The following is an 18,260-nucleotide window of genomic DNA, read 5'->3' as shown; positions in this document are numbered from 1 at the left end:
GATAATCTCTTCCGGCTTGTGCTTCTTGCTCGGCATTCATCGTCCCTTTCGTGGTCCAGACTATCATAGTCTCTGGGCCACTCAGCGGGGGGCAGATCACTTTTAGGCCTGTGAATCTGAATCCTTAGAATCATGAATCCTTCCGCTGCAAGCAGCGGCGTGTGTAAATTGATTTTTAGAAGATCAAATGCCGATTCGTGTGACCCAACATGGACCCTCCATCTGGCGAGAATGGGGCACAAGAGTCACAATGAGGGAGGGGAGCAGGGACGAGTTGGGCGATTATGCCCCTTGTCAGCAACAACCCTACGTCAGAGTTACGCGCTCTCATTACCCGCCTCGGTGGCACGTGGTCTGGCAATACAGCAATGTGTCGGTGCCCTTGCCATGCCGACCGAACCCCGTCGCTTTCCATCCGCCAGGGTGATCGAGCAATCCTCGTAACATGCCACGCTGGTTGCGACAGCCGAGACGTACTCACATCTCTTCGGCGTATCGCCGAACTGCCGATCGTCAATGCCTCTGGTGTGATCCCCAGCGTCGGGCACAGCACCGGAATTCACCTCGGCATCTGGCAATCCGCGCGTTCAATCGAAAGAACGCTAGCCGAGCGATATGTGCGCGAGGTGCGCCAGATCTGGGCACCGCTGGAAGACCTGCGCTTTCACCCCCGTTGTCCACGCGGGAAGGGGATGCTTGCGAGCTTCGAGCCGGCACTCCTGATCGCTTTGCGAAAGGCAGGCGCGATCGCCGCAATCCAGCGTATTTTCCTCGATCCATCGACAGCTGCTTACACCGAGAAGCGCGTCCTCGGTCAGGCTATCGGGGCGGCGTGGACCAACGGCCCGCCAGGCAAGACCATCGGCATTTGCGAGGGTTTCGAGACTGCGGCTGCCTATACGTCGCTCACAGGTATCCAGACCTGGGCCACCATGGGTGCCAAACGCTTCCACCAGGTCGACATCCCGGCGTCAGTCGAAACCGTGATCCTGCTGGCCGACAACGACGCCGAAGGCAGGCGGGCGCGCGATCGCGCAGCCGAATCCTACCGACGCCCCGGACTTGCAATCGAGACCGATTGGCCGCCGGGCCGCATGAACGACTGGGCGCAGCTTCTGAAGCGGTGAGGGGAGGGGGGCTGGAGCGGGCGTGCCGCTGATCGGCACGAGCTCAGGAGTTCTCCGCATGACCACAACGATTCCGCGCGCCAGCGCCATTCTCGGCGCTGCGCGCACACTTGCCGCCAAGCTGCTCCTCGCTGTTCCGATCGACCGCGCCGCTCTGGGTGAAGCCATGACGGAGAGTGCAGGCGGCAATGACGCCGCAGGTGGCTGGAAGCAGCGCGACAGTTTCGAAGCGCTGGAAGTAGCACTCTCCCTAGTCATTCCCGAGCTTGTCGGCCGCATGGACGTCGGCGCGGCGATCCACACGCTGGAGGCGCTGGCGCGCGAACTGCCGACCCACACGGTACGCAGCGAGGACCAGATCCAGTTCCAGCAGTTCTCGACACCGCCGGCGCTGGCCCGTCTTGCAGTTCATCTGGCGCGGCTCTCCAGCGATGACATGTTACTTGAACCGAGCGCAGGCACCGGGATCATCGCTTCGCTTGCCAAGGGCTCGGTCAGGGATCTGATCCTCAATGAACTTGAGCCAACCCGCGCCGACCTGCTCGAGGCCGTATTTCCGGGCAAGAAGGTCTACCGCCACGATGGCGCTAAACTCAGCGCACTGCTCTCCGGAACTGAACGGCCGAGCGTTGTTCTGATGAACCCGCCGTTTTCGGTGTCGCAATCGCGCGGGGAAGATCAGAACACCGCCGCCAGGCACCTGCGGGCCGCGCTCGACCATTTGCTGCCGGGTGGCCGGATCGTTGCGATCATGCCCGACTGGTTCTCGCCCTCGGCCAGGTACGAAGAAACCTTCCGGCGCACCCTCGAAGGCGCGCGGGTCGTCCTCTCGCTCCGTCTGGACAAGGGCGGTTATGCCAAGCACGGCACCGGTATCGCCGTTCGCGTGCTGGTGATCGACAAGGTGCCGGGAGAGATCGGCCTATCGACAATCAACCGCAGCTCGGTCGGCGAACTCTTCGCCGCGCTGCCAACCGTGCCACTCCGGGCGCCATTGCGCGACCCGACGCCGTCGGCAGCGCCCCGACCCAAGCTCAGCCTGTTCCGCTCGGTGAAGACCGGTCCAGCCCGGCCCGTGATCGTGCGAGCTCCCCAGACCAACGACGTCCGCCCCGTCGCCTACGAAGTGCTGGACGAACCTGCCGCGATGGGCGAGCAGCGCGGGGTCTATGCCGATTACCGGCCTTCACGCGTGGTGATCGCGGAAGCTGGCGAACATCCAACCCACCTCGTCGAATCCGCCGCCATGGCGTCGATCGCCGCGCCAAAACCCAGCTACGTGCCCTCATTGCCCGAACGCACCGTCACGGCGCGGCTGCTATCCGCCGCCCAGCTCGAAACCGTGATTTATGCGGGCGAGGCCTGGAGCCGCGATCTCCACGGCCGCTTCAGCCATCCTGCTGGCGAGGTCTCGCTCAAGGAGGACCCGGACGGCAAACTTTACCGCACCGGGTTTTTCCTCGGCGACGGTACCGGGGCAGGGAAGGGGAGGCAGGCTGCGGCCTGCATTCTTGACCAGTGGCTGAAGGGCAATCGCCGACACATCTGGATCTCGAAGAATGCGCCGCTGCTCGAAGACGCGCAGCGCGACTGGACAGCGATCGGCGGCTTGCCGTCTGATATTCTCGATCTTGCTCGCTGGAAGATCGGCGAGGAGATTACCGCGCCCGAAGGCATCCTGTTTGTTCCCTATGGCACGCTGCGCAGCTCACGCGTCGAAGATACCCGGCTCGACCAGATTGTCCGCTGGGTCGGCGAGGACTTCGAAGGCGTGATCGTCTTCGACGAGGCCCACGAAATGGGCGGCGTCGCCGGCGGGGAAGGGGCATTGGGGCAAAAACAGGGCTCGCTTCAGGGCATCGCCGGCGTGCTGCTCCAGAACACTTTGCCCCGCGCCCGCGTGCTCTATGCCTCGGCAACCGGCGCATCGGACGTCAACAACCTCGCCTATGCGGTCCGGCTCGGCCTGTGGGGGCCGGGCACGGCGTTCGCAACCCGCGAGCAGTTCATCAGCGAAATCCGCGACGGCGGGATTGCCGCGATGGAATTGGTGGCCCGCGACCTCAAGGCCTCCGGGCTCTACCTAGCCCGGGCGCTCAGCTTCGCAGGGGTAGAGTACGACATCCTACGCCATGACCTGACGTCTGAGCAGATCGCGGTCTACGATACCTATTGCGAGGCCTGGACGATCATTCACCAGAACCTCGAGGCCGCGCTCGAACTCACCGGCATCGTCGATGGGCTCGAGAACAAGACCCTCAACAGCGGCGCCAAGGCGGCCGCCCGCAGCCGGTTCGAGGGAACCAAGCAGCGCTTCTTCGGACAGGTGCTGCTCTCGCTGAAGCTGCCCTCGATCTATCCTGCGATCGACGAGCACCTGGGCGAGGGGGACAGCGTGGTGGTCCAACTGGTGAGCACGGCGGAATCCATCCTCAACCGGCGGCTCGATCAACTGGAACCGGCTGAGCGTGAGGCGCTCGACATAGCCTATGACTGCAAGGAATATGTCGTCGATTACCTCACCCGGGCCTTCCCGACCCGGCAGATGGAGGAATACAAGGACGAACTCGGCGACGTGCGCTCGCGTCCGATGTGGGACGAGGCCGGCAACCCGGTCCACAACCCGCAGGCCGAGGCCGCACGCGCCGACCTGATCGAGCATATCTGCGCCATGCCGCCGATCCCGACCGCGCTTGATGCCCTGCTCGAGCACTACGGCGTGACGGCGGTGGCCGAAGTCACCGGGCGCAGTAAACGCCTCGTCCGTGACGGATCGGGCCAACAGCGCCTCGAAAGCCGCTCACCCCGGACCAACCTTGCCGAGACGACTGCGTTTATGACCGGCGCCAAGCGCATCCTCGTGTTCTCGGATGCGGGCGGCACGGGGCGCAGCTATCACGCCAGTCTCGATGCCAAGAACCAGCAGCGCCGGGTCCACTTCCTGCTCGAGCCCGGATGGCGCGCGGACCGTGCGATCCAGGGGTTGGGCCGCACCCACCGCACCCACCAGGCCTGCCCGCCACTGTTTCGTCCGGTTACCACCGACTGCAAGGGCGAAGCCCGGTTCACCAGCACCATCGCGCGGCGCCTCGATGCATTGGGCGCGCTGACCCGCGGCCAGCGCCAGACCGGCGGGCAGGGGATGTTCGATGCGTCCGACAACCTCGAGAGCATCTACGCCAAGCACGCGCTCCACGACTGGTACGGCCTGCTCGCGACGGCCAAGCTCAAGAGCACGACCTTGTCCGAGTTCCAGCGGATGAGCGGGCTCGAACTCACCGATCAGGACGGGGTCCTGCGCGAGGATCTGCCGCCGATCCAGCGCTGGCTCAACCGCATCCTCGCCATGAAGATCGCCGTCCAGAACGCCATCTTCGACGAGTTCCTGACCCTTGTCGAAACCCGCGTCTCGGCAGCCAAGGAAGCCGGCACCTTCGATATCGGCGTCGAGACGGTGCCGGTCGAGGCCTGCGAGGTGCTGTCCGACACGGTGATCCGGACCGATCCTGTGACGGGCGCGACCTCGCACCTGCTTGAGCTGTCGCTGACCCAGCGGCGCAAGGTCCTCTCGCTCGAGCGCGTGCTCAAAATGGCATCCTATGAGGAACAGCCGCTGTTCCTGCGCAATGACAAGTCCGGCAAGGTCGCGCTTGCGGTTCCGGCGCCCTCGCACATGGACGAGGAAGGTCACATGATCCGCCGCTACGAACTCGTGCGGCCGCTGCGCAGCGAGTACCTCCGCGCCGACCGGCTCGACGAGTCCGCCTGGGAGCCCGTCACCAAGTCCCGGTTTAGCGCGCTGTGGGAAGAGGAATACGCCGCCGACGAGAGCCAACTGGTCACGGAGACCGTCTATCTCGCGACGGGCCTGCTCCTGCCGATCTGGGGCGCGCTTCCCAAGGAAGACCTTACGGTCAATCGCATCGTCGACAAGTCCGGCGCCTCCTGGCTCGGCCGTCATGTCCACGACCTCTACGTCGATGCGACCCTCGAGAAGCTTGGGGTTGCCCGCAAGGCGCAGACCGATCCGACCAAGATTGCTGCCGCCATTCTCGGCGGCGGGACTTGGAAGGCGCCGCATCCCCTCAATTTTACGATCCGCACAGCCCGCGTGAACGGTTCCCGAAGGATCGAGATCGTCGATGCCGAAGCCGCGCGCATTCCCGAGCTCAAGGCCAAGGGCTGCTTCACCGAGATTATCGCCTACAAGACGCGGGTGTTCGTGCCGCTGGACGGCGCCGAGGCGATCATCGTCGGCATTGCCGTCCCGGGCTGAGCCACCAGGCAAGCCAACGCTCTGCAGCTATCGGTAACCTGCCCGACCGCCTGGGATCATGTTGAGCCGTCTTGTATCTTCCCAATGGCCGCGCACCAGCGCTGCCTCCGCTTCGTAAAGCGCCTCAACGTTGGTCGTGACGGCCATTACCTTGTGGTGGATGTATGTCACCCGTTCGGCCTCCAGTTCCTCCCGCAGCTTGCGGTGGAATAGCAAGTTGCTGCCCTTGCGCATCGCGCGTCGATGCTCGGCCCAGCGGGTCTTCCAGCTCCGCGTCGTTATGCCGACGTAGAAGTAACCATCTACGGGGTAGGAACTGCCCTCGCCGAAGATATGCTGGTAGAGGACGAACGACTTCTTTGGCCAGCCATTTGGCCTGATAAGGATGTGTGCAGGCGCCGAAAACAGGATGCTCGGTTCGGTTACGTGCGCCGATGGCATGCTTATGTCGAACCTGCGCGCCGCAGCCATGAGCGCCGGGTCGCTGACGAGGTCGAGGCGGATCACCGGTGATAGTATCAACTCGCCGGCTTGTTGAGGCTTACCGGACCTATAGTCGTCCGTGCCGATGGACACGTTCCGGTGTCCCTCGCGCATGCGCTTTTGCGGCGCGACGAACTTCAAGCCACTGCGCATCGCGACCATGTGGAAATCCGGGATAGCGTCGCCAGCGTTGATCCTAATGACACCACCTGGCTCTCGCGCGCTGCTAAGCCAGAACTTGCCATAGTCGGTCTCGCACCAGGCGCGCAGCTGCCGTTCGACCGCTGCGCGCAGCTTGTGCATCGGGGTTGGGGTGAGATGCTCCCACCACCCCCTATCGATCGAGACCGGGCTGGCCATAGCCTATCCAGCTGCTGGCTGCTCGGGAGCTTGCGCCGGCGGGGCAAGTGGAACAGGACGGGCCGCGACTGCGCCCACATGTGCGGCAGCCACTTCGCCTTCTTCCGGATCGTCCTCGCTGATGCGCATCATCATCCGGTAATGCGCTCCATGCCCTGTGCGCTCGAATACCTCTCTGAACACACGCAGGTAACCTTGCACGGCATTGTCATCGACGGCGACGTAGATATCGTCATGCGAGCTGTGCGAACCGTCGTTAATCCACGAGAATAGCGAGGCGCAAATTTGGGCGTCGCGCCCCTCAAAAAGTGCGACGATCTCGTCCTGCTTCAGCCCGCCCAGGACGGTCAGATAGTTCTCGACGATCCGGCGCATCGTGTTCTGGATTGTGAGGTTCGGTCGTTCCGGATTCCGCACCTCATCCCACAGCAGCTCGTAAGAGGTCTTGATCGGGTTGTAATCGTAGTGGGTGAGCGAGGACACGTTCTCGCGCTTCCGAACGATCCAGAAGGTCTCGAACGACCGCGCTCTGCCGCGGCGCTCTCGGTCGAAACTGACCTCCTTGTGAAAGTAGATGTTGTGCGTGAGCACGAATACCTGGCGGACGTTGCCTACATTCTCCCGCACGTCGGATACGACCTTCCGGATCAGCGCACTGACCACGAACAGTACGTCGGCGTCTAGGCTCGAGACGGGATCGTCGAATACCACAATCTTCTCGACTGCGGTGCCTGTGGTCGACGTGCTGCCAGCTAGTTGATGATAGAAGTAGAGGAAGGTGATGAAAGAACGCTCACCTTCGCTCAATGAGTGCGCAGCCTCGCTCCCGTCCAGTCGCACGATGCGATACATGTCGCTGCGCTCACCAGCTACCTCAAGGCGGAAGTTCGAGAAGCCATATTGGCTGAGGATCCGATTGATGGAATCGACTGTCGGGCGGACACTGGTGATCGTCTGCTCAATCGCGGAGAGCTGACGTTTCAGGTCCGCTCGGCGCGTGGTTTTGTCGGCGATACTGCCACGCATTCCGTCGATCGCGCGCTGAAGATTGCGGGCCGTGGTCTCGTAGGTGTCGAGATCCGTGCGTCGTTCCTCGACGACGAACCTCCAGATCTGCGCGGTTAGCGCCGACTTTGCGCTCGCGAGGTTGCGGATAGTGGCGTTGTACTGCTCGGTCGCCTCATTGGCGGCCGTGACCAGAGCGGTGATCGCAGCCGTCAGCTCCGTCGTAGCGTCGAGCTCGATCACACCACTCGGCTCCTTCCGTTTCGCCGTGATGCGTTCGATGTTGAGTTCGAAAGCAGTCTTTAGCGCCGCGGAGCGTTCGCCGAGGACCGCCGCATCCACAAACCGATGTGGCGCCGCAACGAGGGCGTCGATGCGGGCGACGACGGCATTAACGGCCTGCTCGTATGACTCCGCGAGAAGGTCGATCGAGGCGAGATCAGCCTCATACTGCTTATCGAAGAACGCGTTTAGATCATCAAGCAATCCGGCAGGCGTCGGCTGCTGGCAAAATGGGCATGGGCCATCGGCCTCGGTTAGATATCCGACGCCCTGCTTGACCCAATCGCTGTTGCCAAGGCGGCCGATGAGAGCGGCCACGACCACGTCGTCACGGCCCACAATGCTGCGGGTGAGGATCGGGGAAGCCTCCAGACCCGCGAAGCGATCAAAGGAAATCGGGGCGATAGCAATCTCCGCCGTCGCGGCATCCTGGAAGACGGTCGCCGCCTCTGCCACCAGGGCGTCCAGCGTCTTCAACTCAGAAGTGTTGCCGTCTGCCTCGACCAGCAGCTTTGTGCAGAAGTCGCCCTTCTTGCCACGGAAGCCGGTGAAGGCGTCCATGAACGCGTCCTTGTGTTCGACCTGCGACTTCCAGCACGCCTCGATCAGTGCCGTGCGCGCCGCCGCGAGTTCGCTTTCACGGCCGCCTGTGCCGTCCTCTCCGACCAGATTCCGGCGCAGGTTGACCATGTCGTTATCAAGGTCAGCGATCTCGCTCGTAAGGCGCTCGATCTCGGCGGCCGCCCGGGTCGAATCCTCGCCGAGCGTAAAGATTCCCTGCATCTGGTCACCGAAGCTGGCATCAGCGAAATCTCGGTTGAAGACCAGCGTCGCAAGCTCGCGTCCGTCGCGCCAACTAACGGTGTAGCCCGCGCAGATCGACGAGTCGTGGATCGCGCGCGAGATCGTCGTCTTGCCGCAGCCGTTGTGGCCGAACAGATAGTTGACCCTCTTCAGGTCTGTCAGCCTCTCGCCGCCAGCTGGATAGGTCGCCTCGCCGGCGATCTCGATTTCGATGATCAAGCGATTCCCCCTAATACTACTCCGTCCGCGAGATTATCTCGAGACCAGCACAAAATTGACGTAGAACCGTCACCAGTTCCATTTCGTGGCCGAATATCAGCACGAACAACCTAATCTAGCGAACATCAGCGGCTTAGTCTTCACGTGGGGAAGTGGACACTATGGAGTTTATTCCGAGGCCCTTAGCTCGCACTAATGCGGCTGCAAAACCTCAGATCACAGCCGGTAGGCTGCACGCAGCCTTGCGGCGACGCCCTCTCGCGTCATGTTCACCTTGAATTGTCTGGGGTCGAAGTCGTCTTCGATCGCCGCATTCTCGACAAAGGCGAGCATATCTTCCGCGACGGCTGGGGGCAGGGCATATCGAGCCTCCTGGCTCAACAACTGCAGAAGCCGCGCGACGTCGTTGCGGTGCTTGCGGATGTTCCTTTCATCGACTTGGCCCCCTTCCGCGCGTTGGCGGGTAAGGTCGAGCCATGCCCGGGCCTTGAACGGAATGATCGCTGCCTCATCAAGAACCGGGATGCCGCCGGCTTCGCGCACCATCGACTTGAGAAACTCATAGTAGCTCTCGTCGAGGAGGATGGCGGATAGGCTGGCCGCGGCCTCATCGATGGCGAGCGGCGTCAGGTGGGCGTCGTCGCCCAGTTTCAGGCCTTCGGGCGCGCGCGAGAAGAGCTCGAGCATGGCGGGATATCCCTCAGCCTTCGGCTTCTGGAAGCGATAAAGGACCTTCGCGCCTTCGCTGCTCTGCCTGATTTCGTAGTCGCCCTCCTCGACAAAAGCCCAGAAGCGTGCCGCAAAAGCACTGTCCAGTGCTTCGACCACCAGGACGATATCGAGATCCTTGGTAGCGCGAAAGTCGAGCCCAACTTCGTCCATGATCAATTCGCAGGCGGCCCCGCCGATCAGCACATATTGGTGCTCGTGGCCCGCAAAATGCGCCCGAAAGCGGTCGACCCCGATCACCATGCAAATGTCTCCAACAGTTCTTCTGCCGCTTGCGCAACGCGTTCGTCCGGGCTGCCTCGGACGCTGAGGTACAGCGAGAGGCGATCGACAACGCCATTGCTGGCGAGAACTCGGGGATCGTAGGTCCATGTCTGGACCTCGACGCGCACGTCATCGAAGGCGGTGGCAGGCCGCAAGGACTGTGCCGCCTGCAGATTCTTCCAACTGGCAGCCAGAATGGCCCTTGTCTCGAGGCGCGGCGGAGCCAGCATGGTGTAGCGAGCAAGCGCGGTTGTCCCAGCAAGGGGGCCGATCACTTCACCATCCAGGGCGCAGACCTCCCGAACCTTGCGCACCGGCGACTGGAGCTGTGCCTGCACAGTGTCCCAAAGCTCCCGGCCGCGCCTAGCCATGTGCAGACGGCGCTGCCGACCGACATGGTGTGCCTTCGCCAATTGGAGCGCCTCGAGCTCATCCAGAGTGCGGCTGATGCTCATGATCGAGACATGCAGCTCGTCCGCAAGTTCGGTGAGGTTTAGGCCATCCAAGGTGCGGCCCTGCATGACCGCCAGCAGGAGGAATTGCGTCGTTGGGCTGATCTGCTCGGCGTGAACGAGCGCGAAAGCAGGCGCGCGCTCGCGCAGGTCGAGGAACACTTCGGGGACATAGAGCTGCGCGCCAGGTGCGATGAAGCCGATCTTGCGCTCCATCATCTGGCGGCGGATCGCGCCCGGTACGCGGCCCAGCAGCAGGAGCACCAGGTCGGCCCCGAGTTGGTGGCGAACCATCTCTCGGTGCTTCAGGTACTGCGCCGTTGCGCCAGATCCGGGCGGCAGGTTTTCTCTGATGGCCATGAGCAGCAACGCGCGGCCGTCCAGCGAGCCTTGCCAAATCGCGTAACGATCGAGGATGAAGTGCGGCAGATTGGTGGGTGCTGCGGGCACGAGGGCAAGCCGCTGTCCGAACGCGTCCTCGACGTACGCTTCGGCAGCTTCCGCGAGCGCTTCCAACCGCGCCTCAGGAACCCTTTCTAACACCACTCGTCTTATTTAACATCACTAATGTTAAATGTCCATTACGATGTTAGATGGGTTGCAGATGGTGCCCATGCTGCCTCTCCGTGAGGCATAAATTCAGCATTTATGCCTCACGAAACCGAGCAAGTCGTTTTGGCATGCGCGGCATGTGCCCGGGAATTCGGGCAATCCTGAAACCGTGAGGGGAGGGGGGCTGGAAGGTGTGAGCCGAAGGGCTCGGCCAAGTCCGGCTTTCAGGAGCACCCCTATGAACCACATCGAGTTGATCCCGCTCGGCAAGCTGCGCTTGTCCGAAGCCAACGTCCGCAAGAATGACAGCAACCTCTTCATCGAGGAACTGGCCGCCAATATCGAGGCCAAGGGCCTCCTCCAGAACCTGATCGTGGTGCCCGCCAATAAGCGGGGCATGTTCGATGTGACCGCAGGTGGCCGCCGCCTCCGCGCACTCAACTTTCTGCTCGGCGCAGGCAAGCTCCCCAAGGACCACCCTGTCGCCTGCCGTGTCCTCGACATCGATGCTGCCGAGCAGTCCGAACTCTCGCTGATCGAGAACGTCATCCGGCTCGACATGACCCCGACCGACGAGATCCGTGCTTACAAGCACTTCGTCAACGAGGGCAGCGACCTCGACGCGATCGCCAAGCGGTTTGGCCGCACCCGCCGGTTCATCGAAGGCCGCCTGCGGCTTGCTGACCTCGCCGACCCGATCTTCGCCGCGCTCGAGGAAGGCAAGATCACGCTCGATGTCGCCAAGGCCTATGCGACGACGCCCAACCATGATCGCCAGATGATGGTCTGGAATGAACTGTCGAATAGCTGGCAGGGCAACAATCCCGATTCCATCCGCCGCATGGTCACGCACAGCGCCATCCGCTCGTCTTCGCCGATGGCAAAGCTCGCCAGCGAAGCGGAATACCTCGCCGCCGGCGGCAAGATCGAACGCGACCTCTTCACCGAGGACGGCGGCGAGACCTGGATCGATGCCGAGATCGCCCAGCGCATTGCCGGCGAAAAGCTCCAGGCCTATGCGGCCGAGGTCGCCCAAACCTCCGGCTATGCCTGGGTGCGCCCGATCCTCGAGACGCGTGTCACCTACAACGCGACCGAAGACCTCCACCAGGTCCATCTCGAACCGGCACCGCTCAACGACGACGAACAGATCGAGGCTGACAAGCTGCTTGAGACGATCTCGGCGCTGGAAGCCGAAAGCGAGACGCTCGACGAGGACGACGAGGCCGCCGCCGCCGAGTTCCAGGCACGCTGGGATGCCGCAAGCAGCGCCTACGATGCGCTCCACGACAAGCCCCCGATGATCCCAGAAGAGATGAAGGCGAATGTCGGCTGCTTCGTGATCATCGGCGCTGACGGCCAGCCCACCGTCGCGAGCGGCCTCTACAGCGACAAGCCGCTCGAACGGCGCAAGGCCCGCGGGTCCGACGCGGGCGAGGGTGCAGGCGGAGCAGGGGAAGGCGGTAGCGCCGCTCCGGCCCCCAAACCGTTGTCGCAGAAGCTGGTCGAGGAGCTCGCTGTGCAGCGCCGCGACATCCTCGCCATCAACCTCGCCTCGAACCCGGCAATCGCGCTCGATTATCTGATCTTTGCCATTGCCGACTCCCGCGCGCTTTACAGTGCGCAGGCGCTCGGCACTACGCTCCGCGCGCCGTCGCCCTCCCTCTACCTCGCCAACCACCCTGAAAGCCCGGCGCACACGCTGATGGCCGACATGCGCGAGACGCTCGACCTGTCGTGGACCGAGCATCGCCGCACGGTCGACCGGTTCTCGGCGTTCAGCGCGCTCGACGACGATGCCAAGGCAAGCTGGCTCGCCTGGTGCATGGCAAAGACACTGGAAGCCAGCATGGGCATCGACAAGAAGACCGGTCAGTCCGGCCCCGAGCCGATCGACCTGCACGATCACCTCGCCGCGTTGATGGGGATCAACGTCGCCAGCCACTGGCGGCCAACTTCGGCCAATTACTTCGATCGCGTGAGCAAGCAGGCGCTGCTCGCCCACGTCAGCGAAGTTGGCGGACCGACCATGGCGGCCAGCTTCATGGGCTCGAAGAAGGGCGACCTCTCGGCTTCCTGCGAAAAGCTGTTCGCGGGCGAGACCATCGTCGCTCCCGAGGTAAAGGAAGCTGCGCTCGCCTGGGTGCCCGAGGCCATGCGATTCCGGGTGCTCGCGGCGAGCGAGCCAGATCAGGAAGCGCCGGTTGCGCACGAACCGGACAGCGATGCGGGCGACCTCGAACCTGCCGATGAGCAGGCCGTCGAAGCCAGCGAGACCGTCGACGCCTGACCAGCCTTGCCGGCACGCTGCCCGCGCATCCGTTGCGATCTGCGGCAGCGTGCCGGTCCATCCAGGAACTACCCTCATGACCATGATCACCAAGCTGCGCGCCCGGGTTTCCCCCAAGGCGATCTCGAAGGTTACCCGGATCTTCAACGGGACCCTCGACGACATCTTCAACGAGCTCTTCCAGAATGCCCGCCGCGCGGGAGCAACGCGCATCACGGTCACCGCCGAGCACATGGGCGATGCCTGCCTCATCACGGTGAGCGATGACGGCGCCGGGATTGCCGACCCTGTTGACCTCCTCTCACTCGGCCAGTCCGACTGGTCCGAGGAGTGCCGTACGCGCGAGGACCCGGCGGGCATGGGGTTCTTCAGCCTCGCGGGCCTCGACACAGTGGTCAGTTCGCGGAGCGCGGACGGCGCGTTCTCGCTCGCGATCACGGGCGATGCCTGGACCGGCGAGGCCGACATAGATGTGCTGCCCTTCGACGGGTCGCGCGGCACGACAATCGCCTTCCGGTTCGATCCGCAGCCTGACGGCAAGCTCGAACGCTGCGTCGAGGCAGCCGCCCGGTTCCTGCCGCTTGCCGTCAGCTACAATGGCAAAGACCTCGCCCGCGCCGATTTCCTCGCAGACGCGCACAAGGTCATCGAGCGGGAGGGGTTCAGGATTGGCGTCTTCCGCGATCGGCACTCGCCGCACGTGGCGACGCTCAACTTCCACGGCGTGACCCTCAAACACGCCTTCCCGGTCGTGAAGGAAGTCCACCATGCCCAATGGTCCGTCCTGGTCGATGTGATCGACGCGCCCGATCTCGTCCTGGTGCTGCCCGCCCGCAAGGAAATCTACCGCAACGCCGCGCTCGACCGGCTCGTGGCACTCTGCCGCGAGGCGATCTTTTCGGTCATCCGCGAGGAACCGTTCCACCGCCTGAGCTTCGAGAACTGGCTCGAGGCGAGCCTGTATCACGACAATTTCCCGCAGGCGGCGCGGCAGTTGCCGCTGTGGTACCCGACGCTCGCCCGCGACAGCTACCGCGAGGTGCCGCGGTTTGCCGACCTCGAGCCGGGCGCGGCGATCTACGATGATACCGACTCCTTCGATGCCGTCACCTTCGGCCGCGCCTTGCGGCGCTCGAGCGGCGGCGAGATGCACCGTCTGGGCGGCCCTGAGCCGCGTGCCTTCTACGAGCCGATCACCAATTTCATCGGCTATCCCTGGTACGATGCCCTTCCGGCCTTCGTGCGCACCGGTGAGCGCTACACCTTTGATGGCGGCATCCCCGCCGACGAAGCCGATGCTGTCACTCTGCGCCCCGACGCAATCACGATCGAACTCACCGACCAGCACGACCGGCGGCTCGATCTTGAGACCGATTTCGCGATTCTAGACGACCCTGACTCCTGGGGCGATCCCGACTGCGCGCGCATTGCGCTGACGCGGACCGCCGCGCTTGGCCCGGACGATCTCACCGACCTCATCATCGATGCCGTGTTCTCGCCCTCGGATGATTCCGATGCGGACAGCTACGACACCCAGGAGACCCGCTTCCGTCACGATGCCGCAGTGCGCGCGCACGCGATCCTCGAAGGCGAGGACGCTGCGATCCTTGCCGGCATCCGCATGGCCTTCGCCGACCGGGTCGCCTGGCGCATCCCGCATGGGCGCACGCTCCGCCTCACCTGGTCGAGCGCGGCTTCCGACCTCTCACTTGATCCTGCCCAGGAGGGCCCGGCCCAATGACCCGTCATCCCAAACCCGACGTCGCGCAGGTCATCACCGACCTGATCCTCGAAAAGATCGCGGCCGGCACGGCCCCGTGGCTCAAACCCTGGACCTCGACCAGCACGCGGCCGCTGCGCCACAACGGTGTCCCCTATTCTGGGATCAATACCTTCTTCCTCTGGGCGGTCGCCGAGAGCAGCGGTTACGCCAGCCCCTACTGGATGACCTTCCGTCAGGCGCTCGAACTCGGCGCCCATGTGCGCAAGGGCGAGAGCGGCTCGTTCAGCGTGTTCTACAGTTCGGCGCGCAAGACCGACACCGATCGCCAAACCGGTGAGACGACCGAGAAGACGATCCGCTTCATGAAGTGGAACCACGTGTTCAACGCCTCGCAGATCGAGGGGCTGCCAGCGCATTACTATCCCGAGCCGCCTGACCCCAAGGCGATTGGCGCACTTTCGGCCGGGGTGCAGGCCTTCCTCGACGCGATCCCGATCCGCGTCGTCCACGGCGGCGACAGCGCGCATTACACGCCGAGCACTGACACGGTCACTTTGCCGTGGCCAAACGCGTTCCACTCGGTCGAGGCTTACTTCTCGACCCGGTGCCACGAACTCGGGCACGCTACGGGAAGCCCCAAGCGATTGGGCCGCCAGTTCGGCAAGCGGTTCGGTGACGACGCCTATGCCTTCGAGGAAATCGTCGCGTCGCTATGCCAAGCCACACTCTGCGCTGAGTACGGTCTCCCCAATGAGATTCACGACAGCCACGCTTCCTACATCCACCACTGGATGAAGATCCTGCGCGGGGACAAGACCGCGATCCTCCACGCGGCAGCCAAGGCCGAGCAGGCGGTCAAGTGGCTGCGCCAGTTCGATCCAGCGCTCGCGGGCGATCTCAAGGAGGCGGCCTGACGGCGCCCGCAGTGCGATGGCCCGGGCCCGCTCGCATGACGAACGGGAAGGGGAGGGGGTGGGAGCCCGATGCGCCAGGGGGCGCAAAGGGAGACTCCACCGATGAACTACGATCTCGACTTCCGCTATCGCCGGGCCCTGCAGCCCGATGGCCTCGCGACCATTGCCACGGCAACCCAGGCCGTCGTCGATGCGATGCAGGACGCACGCAACGCCGGTATCGATCCGGCACGCGATCCCGGGACCATCCTGCTCGCGCGTCACGTCGGCCGCATCGCTCTCGGCCACGCGCCCGATGAGACCTTCGCGGAAGACCTGCCGCTGCGCCGGCAGTGCCTCGCCAAGATCGACGAACTGAAATCGAAGCCCGCTCTCGTGGCGCTGGCACGGCGGGGCATCGGTTACGATCCCGAAGCCAAGCGCGCCTTCCACCGCGAGGCCCGCTCTGCGCTGCGGGTGGCAGCGCGCCACCTTGGGCTCGAACCCGACCAGTTCGACCTGCGCAGCAACTTCGCCGGCCCTGCGGTCTCTGGCGAGATTACGCTCCACGGCGACGAGATCTACGTCCAGGTCTCGATCCCCTGCGTCCGCCCGGGCCGCGAGGTCATGTTCCGCCGCTGCAAGGGCCGTCAGGACTACCTGGGCAACCGAAACCACTTCTGCGACATCGCCGTCCTTGCCGCACCGCAGAGCTTCCGCGCTCTCGTCGTTCGCGAGACCGGCCTTTCCATCAATCCGCGCCAGCAGGCGTTCGTCTAGGAGACAAGCCCATGGGTTGGCTGTTCATGTCCCGCGGCGGCATGGCCCCGTTTGCCACGCCGAAAGCCTATCTCGACAACCAGTGCACCTATCCGCCGGACCCCGAGAAGGGCCGGGAAACCGGCCTGCGCGTCGTGAAGTCGACCGTTCGTTCGGGCGCCTACTACGCCGCTTGCCAGAGCTATGACCTCGAAGCCCCGCGCGAGACATTCGCGATCATCTGTCTCGTCAAATGGAACCCCGGCGCGCGCAGCGGCGAGGAGTTTGGCTACAAGGACATGAGCGAGACGATGGGGCCTTACAGCTACGACTGCCCGGCCTCGATCCTCGACTTGCTCGGGCCACCCGGCAATGAATACGCCGCCCAGTGGCGTGAGCAGTGTCGACAGCGCTTGGCGCTAACTACGCGCCGCAAGCCGGCGCCGGGCGACATGCTGGTGCTGGCTGAGCCGCTGACCTTCACCGACGGGCAGAGCGAGCGCTGCTTTCGCGTGGTCCAGTCGGGCCGCAAGACCATCCTGCGCCGGGTCAGCGACGGGGTAGGGGTGAAGATCAGCAAGCTGATGAGCCGGGCGTGGACGATCGTGCCGCCGCCCGCAGCCCCGTCAGCGTCGTGACCAGCATCGAGTGAGCACCGCCATGACCGACTCCGCCCGTCCTCAGCGCTCGTCCAAGCGGGCGCGCCTGTGCAGCATCGAGAACGCAAACCGGATCGCCACCAGGGTTGCCGAGCATGTTCAGGGCGACACCGCTGTGGTCAAGACTGGCAACCCGCTGCAGCCCTTCCGCGTGGTCCTGGCGAGCAAGGCGGCACCGGGGCGCACCGTCTCGCGGGTCGTCACCTGCAATGATGACGACCCGGATGATCAGTAGGGGCCTGGCCCGCGCTCGACGAACCACGATTGCCCGAGCTCGAAATCCGGGCTGGCCGATACGACCGGGCCGTCGGGCGCTTCGCTGACATACGGCGAAACGAGGTCTTTGCGGCGAACCAGCGACCGGCTGAGCCAGGCGGCAGTGCGACCGCGGGCCTTGAGGATCGTCAACAGCCAATCCATCGCCTCGGCCATCTCGACCACCCCGCGCCCGGCAAGGCAATAATAGATCGCCCGCTGGAAATCGTCGCACTGCGTGCTGAGGATTCCAGCGAGCTTCGCTCGTCCGCCGGGCGCATTTTCATGCACGAGCGACACCGCCTCGCGCAGTTCCCGGACCGACAGGTAGGCGTCGTCCACGCCGACCCCGATGCACAGCGCCGCGACCGCCCGGCGCACCGGCGGCAGGTTCTCGTCGCACGACGCATCGCGCAGGCTGATGTCGAGATCGAAATGGTCGAGGTGGCTGGGAGCGGGCATGGCGAAATCCTTTCCAAAAGAACGTAGCGTGAACAATCAGGCCCCGTCAACCGGACAGCGGAGGGGAGGGGGCACTCGGCGGGGGATCAATCTTGAAAGGAAGAACCCATGACCCAACTAGCCCAATCCGTCCCGATCGCTGCTGACCACACTGCCGAGATCGCCCGGCTCAACGACGCCGCCCGCGCAGGATCGCTACCAACCTCGCGCACTGTGTTCACCCGGGCGCTGGCAGACATCCTTGCTGGTGACGCCGAGGACGTAGGCACCCGGCAAGCCAGTCTGATGTTGGGCCAGGCTGCGCTGCGCAGGCTGATCAATGAAACCCCGATCGAGCCGGGTAACGATCCTCACGGCGAGCGTGACTTCGGTGTGGTCGAGTTCGAGGGGCACAAAATCTTTTGGAAGATCGACGTCTATGCCAACGACGGGACGTTCTCCTGGGGCTCGGAGATGCCGTGGGACGCGCAGCAGAGCTTCCGCGTGGTCACGATCATGCTGGCAAGCGACTGGTGAGGTGATGAGCCGGTATTCATTGAAACCACTGGCCGAACGTGCGGATGTGTTGTAAGCGTCCGGTGAGCCCGAATTGTCAGGCTGGGCGGTAGTTCCATGGCAGCAATTCGTCGATCCGGCGTTGAGAATGATCGGCGATGCGAGCGATGG

The 18,260-nt window shown here is 63.9% G+C and carries 14 protein-coding genes; 9 read left to right on the top strand and 5 right to left on the bottom strand.

The window, feature by feature from the left end; translation table 11 throughout:
• The first annotated feature begins 692 nt into the window (after positions 1-692).
• Both B7Y89_RS16785 and B7Y89_RS16780 read left to right on the top strand, forming a co-directional pair.
• Positions 693-1,127: a toprim domain-containing protein gene (locus B7Y89_RS16785; RefSeq protein WP_292940261.1), complete on the top strand. Its 435-nt coding sequence runs from the start codon at positions 693-695 to the stop codon at positions 1,125-1,127.
• A gap of 58 nt (positions 1,128-1,185) precedes the next feature.
• The gene (locus B7Y89_RS16780; RefSeq protein WP_292940258.1) at positions 1,186-5,403 is read left to right on the top strand and encodes a strawberry notch family protein; all 4,218 of its coding nucleotides are present in this window, start codon (positions 1,186-1,188) and stop codon (positions 5,401-5,403) included.
• A gap of 27 nt (positions 5,404-5,430) precedes the next feature.
• On the opposite strand, the gene B7Y89_RS16775 is transcribed toward B7Y89_RS16780, so the two are convergent.
• The 4 genes from B7Y89_RS16775 to B7Y89_RS16760 form a co-directional block, all read right to left on the bottom strand.
• Positions 5,431-6,246 carry a hypothetical protein gene (locus B7Y89_RS16775; protein ID WP_124811278.1) on the bottom strand — a complete coding sequence of 272 codons (816 nt, stop codon included), beginning with the start codon at positions 6,244-6,246 and terminating at the stop codon, positions 5,431-5,433.
• Between the two features lie 3 nt (positions 6,247-6,249).
• Positions 6,250-8,556 (bottom strand): AAA family ATPase, encoded by a 2,307-nt coding sequence (locus tag B7Y89_RS16770; RefSeq protein ID WP_292940251.1) that lies wholly within the window; start codon positions 8,554-8,556, stop codon positions 6,250-6,252.
• Positions 8,557-8,772: 216 nt separating this feature from the next.
• Complete coding sequence (locus B7Y89_RS16765) at positions 8,773-9,528, bottom strand: hypothetical protein (protein WP_292940248.1); 756 nt, start codon at positions 9,526-9,528, stop codon at positions 8,773-8,775.
• Complete coding sequence (locus B7Y89_RS16760; RefSeq protein ID WP_223806857.1) at positions 9,522-10,517, bottom strand: hypothetical protein; 996 nt, start codon at positions 10,515-10,517, stop codon at positions 9,522-9,524. The genes B7Y89_RS16765 and B7Y89_RS16760 overlap by 7 nt, the downstream gene beginning before the upstream one ends.
• Positions 10,518-10,791: 274 nt before the next feature.
• Here B7Y89_RS16760 and B7Y89_RS16755 point away from each other — a divergent pair, with 274 nt between their 5' ends.
• From B7Y89_RS16755 to B7Y89_RS16730, 6 genes are all read left to right on the top strand, one after another.
• Positions 10,792-12,843 (top strand): ParB/RepB/Spo0J family partition protein, encoded by a 2,052-nt coding sequence (locus B7Y89_RS16755; RefSeq protein WP_292940243.1) that lies wholly within the window; start codon positions 10,792-10,794, stop codon positions 12,841-12,843.
• A 76-nt stretch (positions 12,844-12,919) separates the two neighbouring features.
• Entirely contained in the window at positions 12,920-14,584 is a 1,665-nt protein-coding gene (locus B7Y89_RS16750; RefSeq protein ID WP_292940240.1) for an ATP-binding protein, read from the top strand.
• Positions 14,581-15,480 carry a zincin-like metallopeptidase domain-containing protein gene (locus tag B7Y89_RS16745; protein WP_292940237.1) on the top strand — a complete coding sequence of 300 codons (900 nt, stop codon included), beginning with the start codon at positions 14,581-14,583 and terminating at the stop codon, positions 15,478-15,480. Before B7Y89_RS16750 ends, B7Y89_RS16745 begins: the two co-directional genes overlap by 4 nt.
• 102 nt (positions 15,481-15,582) lie before the next feature.
• Positions 15,583-16,239: a hypothetical protein gene (locus B7Y89_RS16740; protein ID WP_292940234.1), complete on the top strand. Its 657-nt coding sequence runs from the start codon at positions 15,583-15,585 to the stop codon at positions 16,237-16,239.
• A gap of 11 nt (positions 16,240-16,250) precedes the next feature.
• Complete coding sequence (locus B7Y89_RS16735; protein WP_292940231.1) at positions 16,251-16,856, top strand: hypothetical protein; 606 nt, start codon at positions 16,251-16,253, stop codon at positions 16,854-16,856.
• Between the two features lie 22 nt (positions 16,857-16,878).
• Positions 16,879-17,112 (top strand): hypothetical protein, encoded by a 234-nt coding sequence (locus B7Y89_RS16730; RefSeq protein ID WP_292940228.1) that lies wholly within the window; start codon positions 16,879-16,881, stop codon positions 17,110-17,112.
• On the opposite strand, the gene B7Y89_RS16725 is transcribed toward B7Y89_RS16730, so the two are convergent.
• Positions 17,106-17,594 (bottom strand): hypothetical protein, encoded by a 489-nt coding sequence (locus B7Y89_RS16725; RefSeq protein ID WP_292940225.1) that lies wholly within the window; start codon positions 17,592-17,594, stop codon positions 17,106-17,108. The genes B7Y89_RS16730 and B7Y89_RS16725 overlap by 7 nt on opposite strands.
• Before the next feature lie 108 nt (positions 17,595-17,702).
• On the opposite strand from B7Y89_RS16725, the gene B7Y89_RS16720 reads away from it, so the two are divergent.
• Positions 17,703-18,110 (top strand): DUF3768 domain-containing protein, encoded by a 408-nt coding sequence (locus B7Y89_RS16720; RefSeq protein WP_292940222.1) that lies wholly within the window; start codon positions 17,703-17,705, stop codon positions 18,108-18,110.
• The last annotated feature ends 150 nt before the right edge of the window (positions 18,111-18,260 follow it).

This window comes from Novosphingobium sp. 32-60-15 (assembly GCF_002280675.1).
GTDB lineage: Bacteria > Pseudomonadota > Alphaproteobacteria > Sphingomonadales > Sphingomonadaceae > Novosphingobium.
Note: the sequence above shows the minus strand (reverse complement) of the source record. Positions and strands in the feature narration are given on the sequence as shown.

Excerpts from the sequence above, each read along its gene's own strand:
- B7Y89_RS16735 (WP_292940231.1), top strand. The coding sequence starts at position 16,251 with ATGGGTTGGCTGTTCATGTCCCGCGGCGGCATGGCCCCGTTTGCCACG.
- B7Y89_RS16775 (WP_124811278.1), bottom strand. The coding sequence starts at position 6,246 with ATGGCCAGCCCGGTCTCGATCGATAGGGGGTGGTGGGAGCATCTCACC.
- B7Y89_RS16755 (WP_292940243.1), top strand. The coding sequence starts at position 10,792 with ATGAACCACATCGAGTTGATCCCGCTCGGCAAGCTGCGCTTGTCCGAA.
- B7Y89_RS16750 (WP_292940240.1), top strand. The coding sequence starts at position 12,920 with ATGACCATGATCACCAAGCTGCGCGCCCGGGTTTCCCCCAAGGCGATC.
- B7Y89_RS16725 (WP_292940225.1), bottom strand. The coding sequence starts at position 17,594 with ATGCCCGCTCCCAGCCACCTCGACCATTTCGATCTCGACATCAGCCTG.
- B7Y89_RS16740 (WP_292940234.1), top strand. The coding sequence starts at position 15,583 with ATGAACTACGATCTCGACTTCCGCTATCGCCGGGCCCTGCAGCCCGAT.
- B7Y89_RS16780 (WP_292940258.1), top strand. The coding sequence starts at position 1,186 with ATGACCACAACGATTCCGCGCGCCAGCGCCATTCTCGGCGCTGCGCGC.
- B7Y89_RS16720 (WP_292940222.1), top strand. The coding sequence starts at position 17,703 with ATGACCCAACTAGCCCAATCCGTCCCGATCGCTGCTGACCACACTGCC.
- B7Y89_RS16730 (WP_292940228.1), top strand. The coding sequence starts at position 16,879 with ATGACCGACTCCGCCCGTCCTCAGCGCTCGTCCAAGCGGGCGCGCCTG.
- B7Y89_RS16745 (WP_292940237.1), top strand. The coding sequence starts at position 14,581 with ATGACCCGTCATCCCAAACCCGACGTCGCGCAGGTCATCACCGACCTG.
- B7Y89_RS16765 (WP_292940248.1), bottom strand. The coding sequence starts at position 9,528 with ATGGTGATCGGGGTCGACCGCTTTCGGGCGCATTTTGCGGGCCACGAG.
- B7Y89_RS16785 (WP_292940261.1), top strand. The coding sequence starts at position 693 with ATGCTTGCGAGCTTCGAGCCGGCACTCCTGATCGCTTTGCGAAAGGCA.